Origin of the sequence: Vibrio sp. ED002, assembly GCF_023277445.1 — a bacterium.
In the GTDB taxonomy this organism is placed as follows: Bacteria; Pseudomonadota; Gammaproteobacteria; order Enterobacterales; family Vibrionaceae; genus Vibrio; species Vibrio jasicida.
On record NZ_CP080238.1, the window covers coordinates 2,280,166 to 2,296,511 of the forward strand.

A 16,346-nucleotide genomic window follows, 5' to 3' on the forward strand; every position below is an offset into this window, starting at 1 on the left:
ACGATCAATGCTTCGTCCTTTACCCGCTACTTAGCGCGTTGAGAACGCGTTATGCAGCTGGAGCATCCATAATTGAAGATGAACCTTCTTTTGCCATTTGTGCCAGATCTTTGTCAATGAAGAACAATGCTTTGCCGTCTTCACCTACCAATTCGATCTTATCTAAAATCCCTTTAAACAACTTCTCTTCTTCGTGCTGTTCAGCCACGTACCACTGCAGGAAGTTAAACGTTGAGTAGTCTTGGCTTGTAAATGCAACATGCGCCAATTTGTTGATTCTTTCCGTGATCATTTGCTCATGTTCGTAGGTTTCACGGAAAACATCGCCTAGGCTTGCGAAATCATGCTTAGGAGCTTCAATTGCACCTAGGATTGGCATTGAGCCGGTTTCGCTTACATAAGTGAAAAGACGTTGCATGTGCTCCATTTCTTCTACGGCGTGTGCACGTAAAAATTCAGCCGCACCTTCAAAACCTTTGTCTTCACACCAAGCACTCATTTGTAAGTATAGATTGGATGAGAAAAATTCTAGGTTAATTTGCTCATTCAATTGTTCAACCATAGTTTGAGACAGCATGTTAACTCCTATTAATGTGCATGCAATATACCCAAGTAACCTCGAGCTGAGCAGGCTCAGCGAGGATGATTGGTCTAAAGTCACTTGGGTATAACCCACTATAACATGATTACTGAGGCAAGAGTTTGTACCCACGATATTGATATGAGATCACTTCAGCAAAATTATCTGACACTTAGTGCTAATCTGACACTATGACCTTATCAAGGAGATATCAATATGAGTTATAAACACATACTTGTGGCAGTCGACCTTTCAGACGACAGTAAAGTATTGATTAAGAAAGCCGTATCACTGGCTAAGCCTCTTGATGCGAAAGTCTCTTTCATTCATATCGATGTGAATTACGCCGAGCTTTACACGGGTCTTATCGATATCAATATGGCCGAGGCACAACATCAAGCGATGGAAGCATCCCGTACACAGCTGGCCAATTTTGAAGAGTTCGCAGAATACCCAATTACGCATACTTTAGTGGGTAGTGGGGATCTGAATAATGAGCTGTGCGATACCATTCAAGACTACAACATCGATTTGGTCGTTTGTGGGCACCACCAAGATTTCTGGAGCAAGATTCTGTCCTCGACGCGTCAACTTATTAACTGCTCGCCTGTCGATATGCTGGTCGTACCGCTAAAAGACTAATTTGGATTGGCGCAACGACAAAACTTGGTTAGACTGCGGGCACCTTTGTTGTTGATAAAGATTCTCATCTATTATGGCTTATCTATCCGCAGTTACCCTACTTTGGGCATTCTCATTTAGCCTGATCGGCGTTTACCTTGCCGGTCAGGTCGATTCTTGGTTTTCTGTCTTCATGCGTGTCGCACTGGCGAGCGTCGTGTTCATACCTTTCTTAAAATTCCGTGGCGTAAGCAAATCTCTGATCGCGAAATTGATGATCGTTGGTGGCTTCCAACTCGGGTTAATGTATTGCTTCTACTACCAATCTTTCTTACTCCTTTCTGTACCAGAAGTGCTGTTGTTCACCGTATTTACCCCTATTTACGTCACCTTGATTTATGACTTTTTGAAAGGCCGTTTCTCGCCTTGGTATTTGGTCACAGCAGCAATTGCAGTACTGGGTGCTGCGTGGATTAAATTTGCAGGCATCAATGAGAACTTCTTGATCGGCTTCTTGGTCGTACAGGGCGCCAATTTGTGCTTTGCTATTGGCCAGGTAGGTTATAAATACATTATGGAAACCGAACCTGTGGAATTGCCACAGCACACAGTATTTGGTTACTTCTATTTAGGGGCATTGTGCGTAGCGACCGTCGCCTTTGCTTTGATGGGCAACTTAGACAAGATGCCGACAACAGCAACGCAATGGGGCATTTTGACTTACCTTGGTTTAATTGCATCAGGCTTTGGTTACTTTGCGTGGAACAAAGGGGCAACCATGGTCAACGCAGGTGCACTTGCGGTAATGAACAATGCGTTAGTTCCAGCAGGTTTGATAGTGAACATTGTCATTTGGAACCGTGATGTTGATGTAATGCGACTCGCCATTGGCGGCGCGATCATCATGCTGTCGCTGTGGATTAACGAGACTTGGGTGAAGAAGCGCGTAGAGATGAGTTACGCCAATAAGTAACACATCGATCCCAACAAACATTCCAACAATAAAAAACGCTCTCCAACTGGAGAGCGTTTTTTATTTGTCGATTCGATTAATGCATTTTGGCTTGCGAGCTTGCACTCACCAACGCAGTGGATGGCGTTGGTAACAATACTTCTAGCTTGGCATTACGCGCTTCAAGCTTGCGCTGACGTTTGAGCAATTTTTGCTGCTTTTTGGCTAACTTAAGCAACTTCTTTTGCTGCTTATAGTGTTTCTTAACCGCTTTCTTCGCCTTTTTCAGCGCTTTTTTATCTGACAAATCAAACATAGCTGGCGTCTCTAGCTGGGTAGTTGCGGCTGCTACTTTCGCTGCCAATTTTTTCTCTTTAACTCGTTCCACTACGCGCTTAACGATCGCCGCTTTTTCAATATTTTGCTCAGCCGTCATCATAATAGGTGCCTCTTGAGCAAGAGAATGACTTGGCAACGCTTCTGCCAATAACCCACAAGCTTGTTGTTCGGCAATTGGTTTATCTTGGCAACTCTGAGGAGGAATAGCAGCAGGCTTACACAAAGAATCTTTTGATGCAGAAGAGCGGGCACAAGAACGACAAACGAATTTAGGCGCAACCACCAAGCGGTGAATATCACCCAAACTCTCAGCGATTTGCTTTCGGCTCATCTTACATAAACGTTTCGCCATGCTACTACTCCAGCTATCTAATTTCTGACTATCAGCGACTGCATCAAACAAAGTGTAATAATAATAATTCTTAGTTAGATATACAGTCAGAGTGCCGAATTAGCAAGAGAAAAGTATCAATAAGCTGAGCAAATGCCAGATACAAATACAGCGCCAAATCGGGCGCTGTGAGAAGAAGTTTTTTATTGTCAGTCGTTTAGTCGAATTACGCCATAGACGCCTTCACATAGACATCGAAACGATTCTTTTTGGTCTCAATCGCCATGCTTGGTTTTTGTTCAGCTAGCCAGTTGGCGTAATCAGGGCGCTTCACCACCACACGTTTACTCGCCAATGCCATTGCTGGTGCCAGCAAGCCATCTGCATCAAGGTCGGCACCCACCAACGATTGAAACACACGCATCTCTTTCTTCACGAGTGCCGATTTCTTTTTGTTCTCAGGATGAGGGTACATTGGATCAAGGTAGACTACATCTGGCTGCACGAAGTCTTTATCTTGCGCTAATTGGTCGAGGGCGTCATGACTAGAAGCGTGGATCAGCGACATACGCTCTGACACCCAAGCACCAATTTCTGGATCGTGCTTCGCGCGAGCCAAGCCATCATCCAGCAACGCTGCTACCACAGGGTGACGTTCCACCATTTGGACTTTGCAACCTAATGACGCCAAAACGAATGCATCACGACCCAAACCGGCCGTGCCATCTAGAATGGTTGGTGTTGCTCCTTTATTTAGACCCGCCGCTTTTGCGATCGCTTGCCCTTTACCGCCACCGAACTTACGACGATGCCCCACTGCACCGCCAATCAAATCAACAAAGATCGCACCCAGCTTTGGCTCGTCCACTTTACGTAGCTCTAAACGATCTGTCGTTAGAACTAAAGCAAAGTCACTGTCGTCTGTGTGAGAAAGCTGCCAACGCGCAGCGAGTTCATCAAGGTGAGACTGTTGAGATGGGTCTTCACAAATCAATTGCAGTTGCAAAAGGAGGCTCCAGTAAAAATCGGTTTAACTGGCGCTGAGTGTATACCCAACCCGCCTCCAATTGCTAGGTTGAGGACAATCTAGGTAGAGAATAGTGTCGTCCGTTTAAAGTGGTTGAAGTGCTTCGACCAATTCAGCCAATGGCTGAGGGTGACCAATCGCATAGCCTTGTCCGTAATCCACACCCAGTGCTTTTAAGTGTTCGGTAATTTGGTCGTTTTCCACAAACTCAGCAACTGTGACCTTACCTAATTGCTTCGCAAGGTCGTTAATCGAGCGCACCATGACACGATCCATTTCGTTCGTGTTGATATCTCGCACGAAAAGGCCATCAATTTTCACGATATCGACAGGAAGTTGCTTCAAGTAGCCAAAAGAAGATAGACCAGAACCAAAATCGTCCAATGCAATCAAGCATCCCAACGCTTTAACCCGAGTGAAGAAGCCAAGCGCTTGATCAATATTGCTCATCGCAGCGGTCTCGGTGATCTCTAAACAAATCTTCTCACAAGGAATAGAAGACAGCTGCAAACGCTCCAATAAGAAGTCGATAAACTCTTGATTACCCATCGATTGGCCGGACAAGTTAATCGCGCAGCGACCGAGCTTTTCCACCACCTCGGGACGCGCTTCAAACCACTCAAGTGTTTGGGTGATAACTTGCTTATCAATCCAGTGCGCGATGTTGTAGCGCTCTGAAGCTGGCATAAAAATACCTGGAGACAAGTAGTTGCCTTGAGCATCACGGATACGTACTAGAATCTCAAAGCACAGCGGCGAACCTTCACCACGCAAATTCAGTATTTGTTGAGCAAACAATTCCAAACGCTTATTCGACAATGCCTCATGCACTAAGTTAACGCTCTGCATTTCGAGCTGGCGACGCTGCAGCTCTTCATTGTCTAAACTGAACAGGTTATAGCGATTACGACCCTGCTCTTTGGCGACGTGACACGCAGAGTCTGCCTGAGCGTGAACCATTTGTGGCGTCTCGGCGGTGTGGTCAATAATACGAATGCCCACCGAGCAACTCATGAACAAACGCGTGTCTTCCCAACGAAATAGCTGCTCGCTTAATGTTGAGATAATGTGTTTAGCAACGCTGATCGCGCCATATTCATCGCAATCCTTGAGCAATACGGCAAATTCATCACCACCCATGCGCGCAAGCACCGCGTTATGAGGCAGCACTTCTTCAAGCATGCTAGCGCAAAACTGAATGGCCGCATCGCCTGCGTCATGTCCCACCGTATCGTTCAAGACTTTTAACTGATCGAGGTCGAGATAAAGCATGGCATGCACACGACGATGGCTTTCCACTTCTCGTAACGCCGTTTGCAGTTCGAGTTCAAAATAGTTGCGGTTGTAGGTATCGGTCAGCAGATCGTAACTTGCTTGATATTCCAGTTGTTTAGCAAGCTTTTTGGTTTCCGTGATGTCTTCACCGACGATCAGCAATTGGTCAGAATCCCTCAATGGACGGATATTTTCACGAACCCAAACAGAATGACCATCGGCATGACGATACTCAATTTCACGACGCCAAACCCCATGCATCACTTGCTGTGGTTGAAGTAGCACTTGGCGGGGGTACAGTGCTTTTTCGTCAGAGTAGAATGCACACAAGTGATGACCCAGCATATCCAACGGTTGATAACCTAAAAGCTGCTGAGCAAAGCGGTTCACCTCTTGAATCCGATTATTATTATCTAATGTCACCATCATCACAGGTTGCTGTTCGTAGTAACTACGCAAGCTCGACTCACGCTGATAAAGCTTGTCTTCCATTGCTTTTCGGCTAGTGATATCACGCGCTTCAAACAAGTATTGTTCTTGGTCACCCACTTGTTGAGAAAACGGCTTTAACGACACTTCCAGTACCATCGCGCCATGTTCTGTGCTCCAGATTTCAGCTTCAAAGGTCGCCACATTACGATTCTGAGACTGAAAATAGTTTGCGAGCAACTGACGTGCGTCTTCACTCCAGTGTTTATGATGCCAAAGTGGACGATCGAGACGTATATCCTGATGATAAAGCAAAGACTGCAGACGATCGTTGCCCGAGTTGAGCAAACCATGGTGGTCGAGAATCCCCATATACTGCATGCTCTGGTCGAATACCGACTCCAAAATCGCTTGGCTTTCACGGGCAATACTCTCGCTACGGCGAATACGCTGCAAGTAGTAACTCAGCAGCACAATCACCATCACCATGACGATAAATAGGCTACCAAACAATTTGATCTCTTTTGCATAGCGCTCGGTAAATTCTGCGGGCTTATTGAAGAACACCGACGATGCCTCTTGTTCAGCCCCCAATCCCCAGCGGACGACCGATTGGTAATCGAGTTTAATGTCCGATTCCGCGCGCACTACCGCTGGCAACGGCTGCGTTGGGTTACCCAGCACATAGGCCAATAACTTTGCCGCCTCAAAACCTTGACGATAACCACTTTGAATCACACCACCCACAGCACCATGACCCAACCCAATATCGTGCACCATAAATAAAGGCGCGTTCGATGCTTGATTGATGTCTCGCCAATCCTTGTCCGTGGCAACATTGCCATTAATATCGCGGTAGTAAGTCCAAAATAGCACCACATTCTCAATGTTCAGTCGCGAAACTTCCTGTTTCAACATATCGACATTGTCAGGAACAAGATGACGAACTTTGTCGCGATATTGCGGGTTTTTATCAAGAAATTCTTCTATTTGAGCTCGAAGCGCTAATCCAGTGACCGAATGATCACTAACGACAAGAATCTGCTTATGCTTTGGGTGTAATCGCTCGATAAGCGTAAGGTTGGCAAGCAAATCAATATCTTCGATCACGCCTGTGGCTTTTAGTCCCTGATGCAAAGTAGGAATGTAATTGTTGATGCCACTAAAAATGACTGGCGTATTTTGCAATACGTCTGACAAACGCTGCATCAGAGCAAGTGCATTGTTATCACTGACGACAATCGCATCGAAATGCTCTTCGCTCAGCTTGGTGCGATAAAGTGATTCGAGTTGATTGAAGAAGTGCTGGCTTTGGCTGCGCTTAGAGTCAAGGTACAAAACTCGAATATCGAGTGGGTAATCTTCAAGTTGCTGGGCAAAACCGCGCTGAATAGAGTCGGTCCAAAAGAAACCTTGGTGGTAGGAATGTACAACAAGTACTTTTTGCTCTTGCGCCGATACGATCGCACTGAACAACATCGCGATAAAAAACAGAAAAAGTGGCACATCAACTCCATGACATCAGAGCTACCTCGCGGTTATCCCTGCTAAAACCTTGTGAATCCGGCCCGCTGTGCGTATAAAATGAATTTTACACCTCATACCCAACGGAAAACATTGTATGAATGCGACGCTGCCGAAACTCGACGATCTTGATCGTGCCATTCTAAAAACGCTGATGGCCGATGCTCGAACGCCTTATGCAGAAATGGCAAAACAATTTGATGTTAGCCCTGCAACGATCCACGTTCGTATCGAGAAAATGAAAGCGGCGGACATCATCGAAGGTACTGAGGTGATCGTCAACACCAAAAAGCTAGGATATGACGTGTGTTGCTTTATTGGCATTAATCTCAATGCCGCACGTGACTATCACTCTGCGTTGGAAAAACTCAACGCCCTCGATGAAGTGGTGGAAGCTTACTACACCACGGGCGCGTATAACATATTCGTCAAATTGATGTGCAAATCGATTGAAGAACTGCAGTTTGTATTGATTGATAAGCTGCAGGCTATTGATGAAGTCCAATCTACAGAAACCCTGATTTCGCTGCAAAACCCAATTAATCGCAACGTAAATCCATAAAACGCTGAATCCATAAAATAAAAGCCGAATCAAAAAATAAAAAGGGCAGCCACTTGGCTGCCCTTTTTCATTCTCAATCGAGATTATGCTGCGATACCGGAATGACGCAGTAGTGCATCGATTTCTGGCTCACGACCTCGGAAGCGTTTAAATAGCTCCATTGGCTCTTCACTGCCACCCATTTCTAAGATGTTGTTCAGGAAGCTCATACCCGTTTCTTTGTTGAAGATACCTTCTTCTTCGAAACGAGAGAACGCGTCTGAAGACAATACTTCTGCCCATAGGTAGCTGTAGTAACCCGCGCTATAACCACCAGCAAAAATATGACCAAAGCTGTGTGAGAATCGAGCCCACTCAACCGCAGGCAGTACCGCAACTTTCTGCTTCACATCTGCCAAGGTTTCAAGAACGCGAGCACCCACTTCTGGGTCGTACTCTGTGTGCAGAGTGAAATCGAATAAGCCGAACTCAAGTTGACGTAGGATGCCCATCGCCGACTGGAAGTTCTTCGCCGCAAGCATCTTATCTAACATCGCTTTTGGTAGAGGCTCGCCAGTCTCGTAGTGGCCAGAAATGAACGCCAGCGCATCTTCTTCCCAACACCAGTTTTCTAAGAACTGACTTGGTAGCTCAACCGCATCCCAAGGCACACCATTGATACCCGATACCGCGCCTGTTTCTACTTGCGTCAGCATGTGATGGATGCCGTGACCGAACTCGTGGAACAAAGTCACCACTTCATCGTGCGTAAACAGCGCTGGCTTATCACCTACAGGGCGGTTGAAGTTACACGTTAAGTAAGCAACCGGCGTTTGTAGCTCGCCAGATAGCGTCACTCGACGACCACGACAATCATCCATCCATGCACCACCACGCTTGTGCTCACGTGCGTAAAGGTCTAGGTAGAAACTGCCTCGTAATGTGCCTTCACTATCAAAAATATCGAAAAAGCGTACTGACTCGTGCCAAGTGTCCACACCTTCGCGCTCAGTCACAGTCATACCGAATACGCGGTTTAGCACTTCAAACAAACCACTTACTGCCTTTGATTCGGGGAAGTAAGGGCGCAGTTCTTCATCCGAAATTTGGAACAAGTGCTGCTTTTGCTTCTCGCTGTAATAGGCAATGTCCCATACGTTTAGCTCAGTCACACCGAATTCACTCTCAGCAAACTGACGCAATTCTTCCACTTCACGTTCGCCTTGTGGCTTCGCTTTGGTCGCTAAATCGTTTAGGAAGCCAAGTACCTGCGAAGGATTCTCGGCCATTTTGGTTGCCAGTGACTTTTCGCTGTAAGTGTTGAAACCCAACATGCGAGAGATTTCATGACGCAGTTTTAGCTGCTCTGTGATGATTTCTGAGTTGTCCCATTTGCCTGCGTTAGGGCCACGATCAGAAGCGCGCGTTACGTACGCTTCGTACAACTCTCGACGTAGTTCTTGGTTGTCACAGTACGTCATGACTGGCAGGTAAGAAGGGATATCTAAAGTAATTAGGTAGCCGTCGAGCTCTTTCGCTTCTGCTGCGGCTTTCGCTGCAGCAAGCGCTGACTCTGGCATACCCGCAAGATCTTTTTCGTCGGCAACGTGCTTAGTCCATCCCATGGTGGCATCCAGCACATTGTTAGAGAATTTTGAGCTCAACTCAGACATACGCTTGCTAATTTCACCGTAGCGATGTTGCTCGTCTGATGGTAAACCGATGCCTGAAAGCTCGAAGTCACGCAGTGAATCAGAAATAGTCTTCTGCTGTGCACGCGTCAGCGTCGTGTACTCTTCACTTGCTTTGATCGCTTTATACGCTTCGTACAGACCTTTGTGCTGACCAACCCAAGTGCCGTATTCAGACAAAATTGGGAGACAACTTTCATACGCTTCACGTAACGCTTCACTGTTTACGACCGAGTTCATATGGCCGACTGGGGACCAAACACGACTCAAACGATCATCAGCTTCTTCAATAGGAGCAATAACACTTACCCAGCTTGGGTTGGCGTTGTCTTTCAGTACCTCGTCAATCTTGGCACGACAATCCGCAATCACCTGCTCGACTGCAGGTTTAATATGTTCTGGTTTGATTTGCGAAAACGGAGGAAGATCCGCAAACGTAAGAAGTGGATTAGACATGAATAATTCCTTTTGTGTTTTGGCTCTGTAATTGCCTATTCGTATTTGCATAAAAATAAGCGCACCCAATGCACAGGCAAGCCAACAACATGGATGGGGGGATTTCCATTCCCTTTCTCTATGCTGCGATGACCGAAGGGGCCAAAGAGAGCTTACTCTGTCCTTGAGTGTTGTTATGCCTAAGTCAAGCTAAGCACTCTGTTGGAGCATGGCAATTCGACTTAGGTTCAATTTGTTTACTCATACTAAGTATGGGTGACTTAAAGAAATTTCAATACCATCCTTCTATCAGTTCGACTGATTTGAATCGAAGTTCTACATCTTCAAGTTACTTGAGTATAATACCGCCATCGCGCAAAAATCACAGACCACACTCAGTCAAAGAGTGTTTCGAGAGTTTAATTTGTTAAGTTACCGCCACAGCTTCCACGCTGGCAACCATGCTGACGTGGTAAAACACATCGTTCAAAGCCTCATTCTTGATGCACTAAAGCAGAAAGATAAGCCGTTTGTTTATCACGATACCCACTCGGGTGTGGGACGTTACGATCTGACTCACGAATGGTCTGAGAAAACGGGCGAATACAAACAAGGCATCGCACGCATTTGGGACAACCCAAACATCCCTGAAGAGATTGCAAGCTACATCGATTCAATCAAAACATTGAACAACGGTGAGAACCTGCGTTACTACCCAGGTTCACCACGCGTTGCACGTGCGCAAATCCGCCCGCAAGACCGCATGGTTCTAACTGAATTGCACCCAGCCGATCACCCATTGCTTGAGCAAGAGTTCCACCGCGATCGCCAAGTGAGCATCTACAAAGAAGATGGCTTTAAGCGTCTGAAAGGCAGTTTGCCACCGCAAGAACGCCGTGGTTTGGTGCTGATTGATCCTCCATACGAGCTCGCAAAAGAGTATCGTGACGTAGTACAAGCGATTTTCCAAAGCCATAAACGTTGGGCGACGGGTATCTACGCAATTTGGTACCCAGTGGTAAACCGCTGCGATATCGAAGATATGATTGAAGGCCTAGAAGGCTTGGGGATCACTAAAATCCTGCAAATCGAGCTTGGTGTCTCTCCCGACACCAACGAACGCGGCATGACCGCATCGGGTATGATCGTGATTAACCCGCCGTGGAAACTGGAAAGCCAGATGAAAGAGATTCTGCCATTCCTACAAGAAGCGATCGCGCCAGCAACCGGCCACTGGAAAGTTGACTGGATCGTTCCAGAATAAAAAAACACTGAATTCAAGAATCTTTAAGCGCAACGATGACCTCGTTGCGCTTTTTTATTTTCTAAAAATTTTCGTCTGCGCTTCGTCTTTTCTTTTTTGCCTGCGTCTTAGGGATGTAAACAAGCTAAAACATAGAGAGAAATGACCATGCTTAAAGTTATCAGTTTTAAAATTTGCCCATTTGTTCAACGCGTAACTGCGGCACTAGAAGCAAAACAGATCCCTTACGAGATTGAATACATCAACCTAAAAGACAAGCCACAATGGTTCCTAGATATCTCACCAAACGGTCAAGTGCCTGTGATGGTGACAGAATCTGGCACGGCACTGTTTGAGTCTGATGCCATCATCGAATACATCGAAGACGAATACGGTCCGTTAGAGCAAGGCGTGACAAACGAACAACGCGCACTAGACCGAGCTTGGAGCTACCTAGGCTCTAAACATTACTTGGCACAATGCGGCACTATGAGCAGCAAAGACCAAGCAACCTTTGAAGAACGTACAGAGAAGCTGATCAAAGCGTTCCAAAAAGCAGAAAACCAACTGTCTGGTGAAACCAAGTTCTTCAAATCCGATGAACTAAGCAATGTAGACATGGCTTGGCTGCCGCTTCTGCATCGCGCTGCCATCGTCAAAGCGCACTCTGGTTACGACTTCTTCTGTGATCTGCCAAAAATGCAGGCGTGGCAAAAGCACATCCTAGAATCAGGATTGGTAGAGAAGACGGTACCGGAAGACTTCGTGCAGCTGTTTAGCGATTTCTACCTCACCAACACTTATCTTGCGGATGGTAAAGATGTGCAAGCCCAGTCAGGCTGTGGCACATCAAGCTGCTGCGGTTAATGGTTTTCCCCTCCCCTGAGCATGAAAAACACCAAGCGGAATAGCGCCTTATTCCGCTTTGCTATCCTTTCATCGCTATTTGTCATAAGCAATGTCACTTTTTCCCATTTAGGAAATTGCTAGACTCGATTTATGATAGGGACATGGAATTAACAACAATTCCGTTGGGCTGTTGAGTTCATCACCCAGCACCCCAATGTAATTATTGTCAGACAAAATTAATAAGCTCTTGGAGAAAGTAATGGCGACTCATTTTGATTATATCTGTATCGGCGGCGGCAGCGGCGGTATCGCATCAGCAAACCGTGCAGCAATGTACGGTGCTAAAGTAGCGCTTATCGAAGCTCAAGACCTTGGCGGTACCTGTGTAAACGTTGGTTGTGTGCCTAAGAAAGTGATGTGGCACGGTGCGCAAGTTGCAGAAGCGATGAACCTATACGCAGAAGACTACGGCTTCGATGTAGATGTAAAAGGTTTCGACTGGAGCAAACTGGTTGAGAGTCGTCAGGCTTACATTGGTCGTATCCACCAATCTTACGACCGCGTTCTTGGCAACAACAAAGTAAACGTTATCAAAGGCTTTGCTAAGTTCGTTGACGAGAAAACAGTTGAAGTAAACGGTGAACACTACACAGCGGATCATATCCTGATCGCAGTGGGTGGTCGTCCAACGATTCCAAACATCCCAGGCGCAGAATACGGCATCGATTCAAACGGTTTCTTCGAGCTTGCTGAGCAACCAAAACGCGTTGCAGTGATCGGTGCAGGTTACATCGCGGTTGAAATCGCTGGTGTTCTGCATGCGCTTGGCACAGAAACGCACCTATTCGTTCGTAAAGAATCACCACTACGTAGCTTCGATCCAATGATCATCGAAACGCTAGTAGAAGTGATGGACGCAGAAGGTCCAACTCTGCACACCCACTCTGTTCCAAAAGAAGTGGTAAAAGAAGCAGACGGCAGCCTAACTCTGCACCTAGAAAACGGTGAGAGCCAAAACGTAGATACCCTAATCTGGGCAATCGGTCGTCACCCAGCAACTGACGCTATCAACCTAGCATCAACTGGCGTTGCAACGAACGATCGTGGCTACATCAAAGTAGACGAATACCAAGAAACGAACGTGAAAGGCATCTACTGTGTAGGTGACATCATGGAAGGTGGTATCGAGCTAACACCAGTGGCTGTTAAAGCGGGTCGTCAACTTTCTGAGCGTCTGTTCAACAACAAACCAAACGCGAAGATGGACTACGATTTGGTACCAACCGTGGTATTTAGCCACCCACCAATCGGCACTATCGGTCTAACGACTCAAGAAGCAGAAGAGAAGTACGGTAAAGACAACATCAAGGTCTACACGTCTGGCTTTACTGCGATGTACACAGCGGTTACTAAGCACCGTCAACCATGTAAGATGAAGCTAGTATGTGCTGGCGAAGAAGAAACGGTTGTTGGTCTACACGGCATCGGCTTCACGGTTGATGAAATGATTCAAGGCTTCGGCGTAGCAATGAAGATGGGCGCAACCAAAGCAGACTTCGACTCTGTTGTGGCTATCCACCCAACAGGCTCTGAAGAGTTCGTGACGATGCGTTAATCACGCGTGGATCGCTTTGCTGATTTAAGCAGATAAACAAAAAGGGTCATCAATTACTTGATGACCCTTTTTGTATTTATAGCGCTGCAATATAACCCTGATTTTTATGCCGCTTGGCATGAGGAAACGCCATTTTCATTTTACCTTGTGCTACTAAAGGCGATAATTGCTTTTCTCTAATGTTCTGAGGAGTACGATCTACCAACTTAGCAATAATACTTAGCGGTATAAAGTGGCCGCGACACAGCTCTAAAACAATTCTATCCATCACTTCATTTGGTAATCGTTTTTTATCTCTTGCAGGTTGGGAAATTGCGCTGAGATTATTTTGCAATGATGAACTAAGGCGTTCAAAGTCATCTATATAGGGATGCGGTAGCTTGTCAGTGATAAAACGCCCCTCCACATCTCGGTCAAGTTGAGTGGTCAGCTGCTTATCCGTGATCAAATCTTCGCTATCCGTGATCATTTTCCCACTATCCGTGATGTTGCTCTCTATTGATAACGGATTAGAGGCAAAAACTTCGTCAGGAGAAGGCAGTTTAACACCGGGTAATGTATAAGATTTATCCCTTTTTTCTCCATGAGGGGTTAAAAATCCGCCACCAACAAGTTTAGGCAACGCTAATGTAACGTCTCTAGAATGCTGACTCGTAAGCTGGCAAGCTCTTTCATGGTCAACCCACCCCTCAGCTGCAGCTGTAATGACAATACTACGCTCCAAATCGCTCAGAGTATCTATCTTTTCCCCAAACTTCTTATGCAGTAAGTCAGCAGTCTCCTGAGAAACTAAATTGACTATGGATAACTCAAGTAAAGTTTGTTCGGGCTCTTCTTTCTCATGAAGTCTAGGTACTCGCCAATTAGCCCACTTCCAGCCACTATATATTTTAGGTATCCCTGAGCCAGACCTCTCACCAGCACCTATTAGAAGAAACATTTGATGCATTAGACGGTTTCTACAATCACTCTCATAACCTTTGATGGCTTGTTCTGGAGGAATACGCATAAGACCAGGGTTGCGAAAGCCAAATAGGTCAGGCCTCTTAACAACTAAAATGGATAGGCGGCCGGTGTAATCAGCATGAACTAACGTATTAACTAAAGCTTCACGTAGTGCTGTATGTACCTGAGTTTCATCTTGTCTAATACCATCTTTTAGCTCAAACGGCACTTTTAAATCTTCTGTTAACTTTCTATATGTTCGACGATAAAAATCAAATACGTTACCAGACCAAGTCCCATCAGGGCAGATTCGATCAATCCATCGCCTCTCAGTTTTCGCTTCAGGTCTTTCTTGGTAGTCAACAAAATAATTCGGAGCGGCGTCTTGGATGGCCTCCCAAGTTCCGAACATCAAAACGCCTGCCAATGTCATTCCCTCAGAACCAGATTGTCTGTCCTTTTTCCATCCTCCAACACTGCGAAGAAACTCAAAGTTATCTAACTCCAAAGCTGGGTGCCCAGGCTTAGATACAGACAACAATCGTCGATATGCCTGCAAGCTGTCCAAATTGATATCCGACATATCGTAGTTTTGTAACACTCGATTATCACGACTATCTTCAATTTGTTCCGCAAGCATACGCCTGACTTGCTCTTCAGAACATCGACAGTCTCCCTCATACAAACGTATGTACGTTTCTGTCATCGGTTGATTGTTTAGAAAAATCGGCTTTTGCTCTCGTCGTGCTGCTGGTATTTCCACAACAAGAAGAGAATGTCCATCGACTTTCATCTCTTTAACATTATTATCACTTAGTAAGTTAACGTTAACTTTCTTCTTGTTATTAGCGATGTCAAAAAGTTGCTTTTTGACGACTTCTACGTTCTGTATACCAACAACATTGAACTGCCCTCTTTTTTCCCTTACTCCCAGTACAACATACCCACCACGACTATTAGCCATAGCACTATATGTGGACCAAAAGTCATCAGGAAGCTTCCCGCCACCATCTTTTCCTTGAGCAAGCTTAAACTCAAGCTCAGAGGATTCAGAAAGCGTTTTTATATCAATTAGATCATTTATAGGTAGCATCTTCTGAAAGCCTCTTGTCGTTCTATGCTAGCGCCATGGTGAAATTAAGCCATACTCCGTATCGTGAATATGTAATCGCTACGTCTTTGATTGCATAATATTATAATTTTGCGCAATTTAGGCTTCAATCGCAAAATTGCTTTGTCTGGATAAACAAAAAGGGTCATCAATTACTTGATGACCCTTTTTCTATTCACGTTTTAAAACGTTCGGGGGTATTTCGGAGCCGTTTGCGCGTTTTACTTAACTGCGCGAACCAATTCTGCAATACCTTCCCAATCGCCGTTGTCCATCATAGCGGTTGGAACCATCCAAGTACCGCCACAAGCGACAACCGATTTCAGCGCTAAGTAATCTTCCACGTTAGATGGGCTTACACCACCTGTTGGCATGAACTCCACTGGGTAAACTGCAGTTAGTGCTTTAAGCATGTTTACGCCGCCTGATGGCTCAGCAGGGAAGAACTTCAGAGTACGTAGACCCATTTCCATCGCTTGTTCAACCAAGCTTGGGTTGTTCACGCCCGGTACGATTGTCACGTTACGTTGCTGACAGTATTTCACTGTGGTTGGGTTGAAACCTGGGCTCACGATAAAGTCCACGCCCGCTTCAATCGCGATGTCCACTTGCTCTGTTGTCAGTACTGTACCAGCACCAATCAGCAATTCTGGGTACGCTTCACGCATGATGCGGATCGACTCAGCCGCCGCTTCAGTACGGAATGTAACTTCCGCACATGGTAAACCGTTTTCTACCAACACTTTTGCCAGTGGCAGAGCGTGTGCTACATCGTTGATTGCGATAACTGGGACGATTTTGATTTCTCTTAATCGTTGTTCAAGTGTTGTCATGGGTA

General features: G+C 45.9%; 13 protein-coding genes. 6 read left to right on the plus strand and 7 right to left on the minus strand.

Features of this window, described 5'->3' with window-relative positions; all coding sequences use genetic code 11:
* Window positions 1–49: 49 nt before the first annotated feature.
* The gene (ftnA, locus tag ITG12_RS10540; protein ID WP_038869973.1) at window positions 50–577 is read right to left on the minus strand and encodes a non-heme ferritin; all 528 of its coding nucleotides are present in this window, start codon (window positions 575–577) and stop codon (window positions 50–52) included.
* 219 nt (window positions 578–796) lie between these two features.
* Here ftnA and uspA point away from each other — a divergent pair, with 219 nt between their 5' ends.
* Window positions 797–1,222, plus strand: a complete 426-nt coding sequence (gene uspA / locus ITG12_RS10545) for a universal stress protein UspA (protein ID WP_038869971.1) — start codon at window positions 797–799, stop codon at window positions 1,220–1,222.
* Window positions 1,223–1,295: 73 nt separating this feature from the next.
* The gene (locus ITG12_RS10550) at window positions 1,296–2,174 is read left to right on the plus strand and encodes a carboxylate/amino acid/amine transporter (RefSeq protein ID WP_038869969.1); all 879 of its coding nucleotides are present in this window, start codon (window positions 1,296–1,298) and stop codon (window positions 2,172–2,174) included.
* Window positions 2,175–2,250: 76 nt separating this feature from the next.
* On the opposite strand, the gene ITG12_RS10555 is transcribed toward ITG12_RS10550, so the two are convergent.
* From ITG12_RS10555 to ITG12_RS10565, 3 genes are all read right to left on the minus strand, one after another.
* Window positions 2,251–2,844, minus strand: a complete 594-nt coding sequence (locus ITG12_RS10555) for a hypothetical protein (RefSeq protein ID WP_038877039.1) — start codon at window positions 2,842–2,844, stop codon at window positions 2,251–2,253.
* 205 nt (window positions 2,845–3,049) lie between these two features.
* Window positions 3,050–3,829, minus strand: a complete 780-nt coding sequence (locus tag ITG12_RS10560; protein ID WP_038877041.1) for a class I SAM-dependent methyltransferase — start codon at window positions 3,827–3,829, stop codon at window positions 3,050–3,052.
* 105 nt (window positions 3,830–3,934) lie between these two features.
* Window positions 3,935–7,060, minus strand: coding sequence for an EAL domain-containing protein (locus ITG12_RS10565; protein WP_038877043.1), 3,126 nt, complete (start codon window positions 7,058–7,060; stop codon window positions 3,935–3,937).
* A 115-nt stretch (window positions 7,061–7,175) separates the two neighbouring features.
* Between ITG12_RS10565 and asnC the strand changes: the two genes are divergently transcribed.
* Window positions 7,176–7,640: a transcriptional regulator AsnC gene (gene asnC / locus ITG12_RS10570; RefSeq protein WP_038869962.1), complete on the plus strand. Its 465-nt coding sequence runs from the start codon at window positions 7,176–7,178 to the stop codon at window positions 7,638–7,640.
* Window positions 7,641–7,723: 83 nt separating this feature from the next.
* Here the strand turns inward: asnC and prlC are convergent, their stop codons facing one another.
* The gene (gene prlC, locus ITG12_RS10575) at window positions 7,724–9,766 is read right to left on the minus strand and encodes an oligopeptidase A (RefSeq protein ID WP_248873056.1); all 2,043 of its coding nucleotides are present in this window, start codon (window positions 9,764–9,766) and stop codon (window positions 7,724–7,726) included.
* A 403-nt stretch (window positions 9,767–10,169) separates the two neighbouring features.
* On the opposite strand from prlC, the gene ITG12_RS10580 reads away from it, so the two are divergent.
* From ITG12_RS10580 to gorA, 3 genes are all read left to right on the plus strand, one after another.
* On the plus strand, window positions 10,170–11,009 hold the full coding sequence (locus tag ITG12_RS10580; protein WP_038869958.1) for a 23S rRNA (adenine(2030)-N(6))-methyltransferase RlmJ: 840 nt from the start codon (window positions 10,170–10,172) through the stop codon (window positions 11,007–11,009).
* A 141-nt stretch (window positions 11,010–11,150) separates the two neighbouring features.
* Window positions 11,151–11,855 carry a glutathione S-transferase family protein gene (locus ITG12_RS10585; RefSeq protein WP_248873057.1) on the plus strand — a complete coding sequence of 235 codons (705 nt, stop codon included), beginning with the start codon at window positions 11,151–11,153 and terminating at the stop codon, window positions 11,853–11,855.
* 241 nt (window positions 11,856–12,096) lie between these two features.
* Window positions 12,097–13,452: a glutathione-disulfide reductase gene (gorA, locus tag ITG12_RS10590; protein WP_005429991.1), complete on the plus strand. Its 1,356-nt coding sequence runs from the start codon at window positions 12,097–12,099 to the stop codon at window positions 13,450–13,452.
* A gap of 76 nt (window positions 13,453–13,528) precedes the next feature.
* Here gorA and ITG12_RS10595 read toward each other — a convergent pair whose 3' ends face one another.
* Window positions 13,529–15,490, minus strand: coding sequence for an RNA-binding domain-containing protein (locus ITG12_RS10595; protein WP_042600484.1), 1,962 nt, complete (start codon window positions 15,488–15,490; stop codon window positions 13,529–13,531).
* 239 nt (window positions 15,491–15,729) lie between these two features.
* Entirely contained in the window at window positions 15,730–16,341 is a 612-nt protein-coding gene (locus tag ITG12_RS10600; RefSeq protein ID WP_005430025.1) for a bifunctional 4-hydroxy-2-oxoglutarate aldolase/2-dehydro-3-deoxy-phosphogluconate aldolase, read from the minus strand.
* Between the last annotated feature and the right edge of the window lie 5 nt (window positions 16,342–16,346).

Coding starts and splice junctions, on each gene's coding strand:
- ftnA (WP_038869973.1), bottom strand. CDS start 577: ATGCTGTCTCAAACTATGGTTGAACAATTGAATGAGCAAATTAACCTA.
- uspA (WP_038869971.1), top strand. CDS start 797: ATGAGTTATAAACACATACTTGTGGCAGTCGACCTTTCAGACGACAGT.
- ITG12_RS10550 (WP_038869969.1), top strand. CDS start 1,296: ATGGCTTATCTATCCGCAGTTACCCTACTTTGGGCATTCTCATTTAGC.
- ITG12_RS10555 (WP_038877039.1), bottom strand. CDS start 2,844: ATGGCGAAACGTTTATGTAAGATGAGCCGAAAGCAAATCGCTGAGAGT.
- asnC (WP_038869962.1), top strand. CDS start 7,176: ATGAATGCGACGCTGCCGAAACTCGACGATCTTGATCGTGCCATTCTA.
- prlC (WP_248873056.1), bottom strand. CDS start 9,766: ATGTCTAATCCACTTCTTACGTTTGCGGATCTTCCTCCGTTTTCGCAA.
- ITG12_RS10585 (WP_248873057.1), top strand. CDS start 11,151: ATGACCATGCTTAAAGTTATCAGTTTTAAAATTTGCCCATTTGTTCAA.
- gorA (WP_005429991.1), top strand. CDS start 12,097: ATGGCGACTCATTTTGATTATATCTGTATCGGCGGCGGCAGCGGCGGT.
- ITG12_RS10595 (WP_042600484.1), bottom strand. CDS start 15,490: ATGCTACCTATAAATGATCTAATTGATATAAAAACGCTTTCTGAATCC.
- ITG12_RS10600 (WP_005430025.1), bottom strand. CDS start 16,341: ATGACAACACTTGAACAACGATTAAGAGAAATCAAAATCGTCCCAGTT.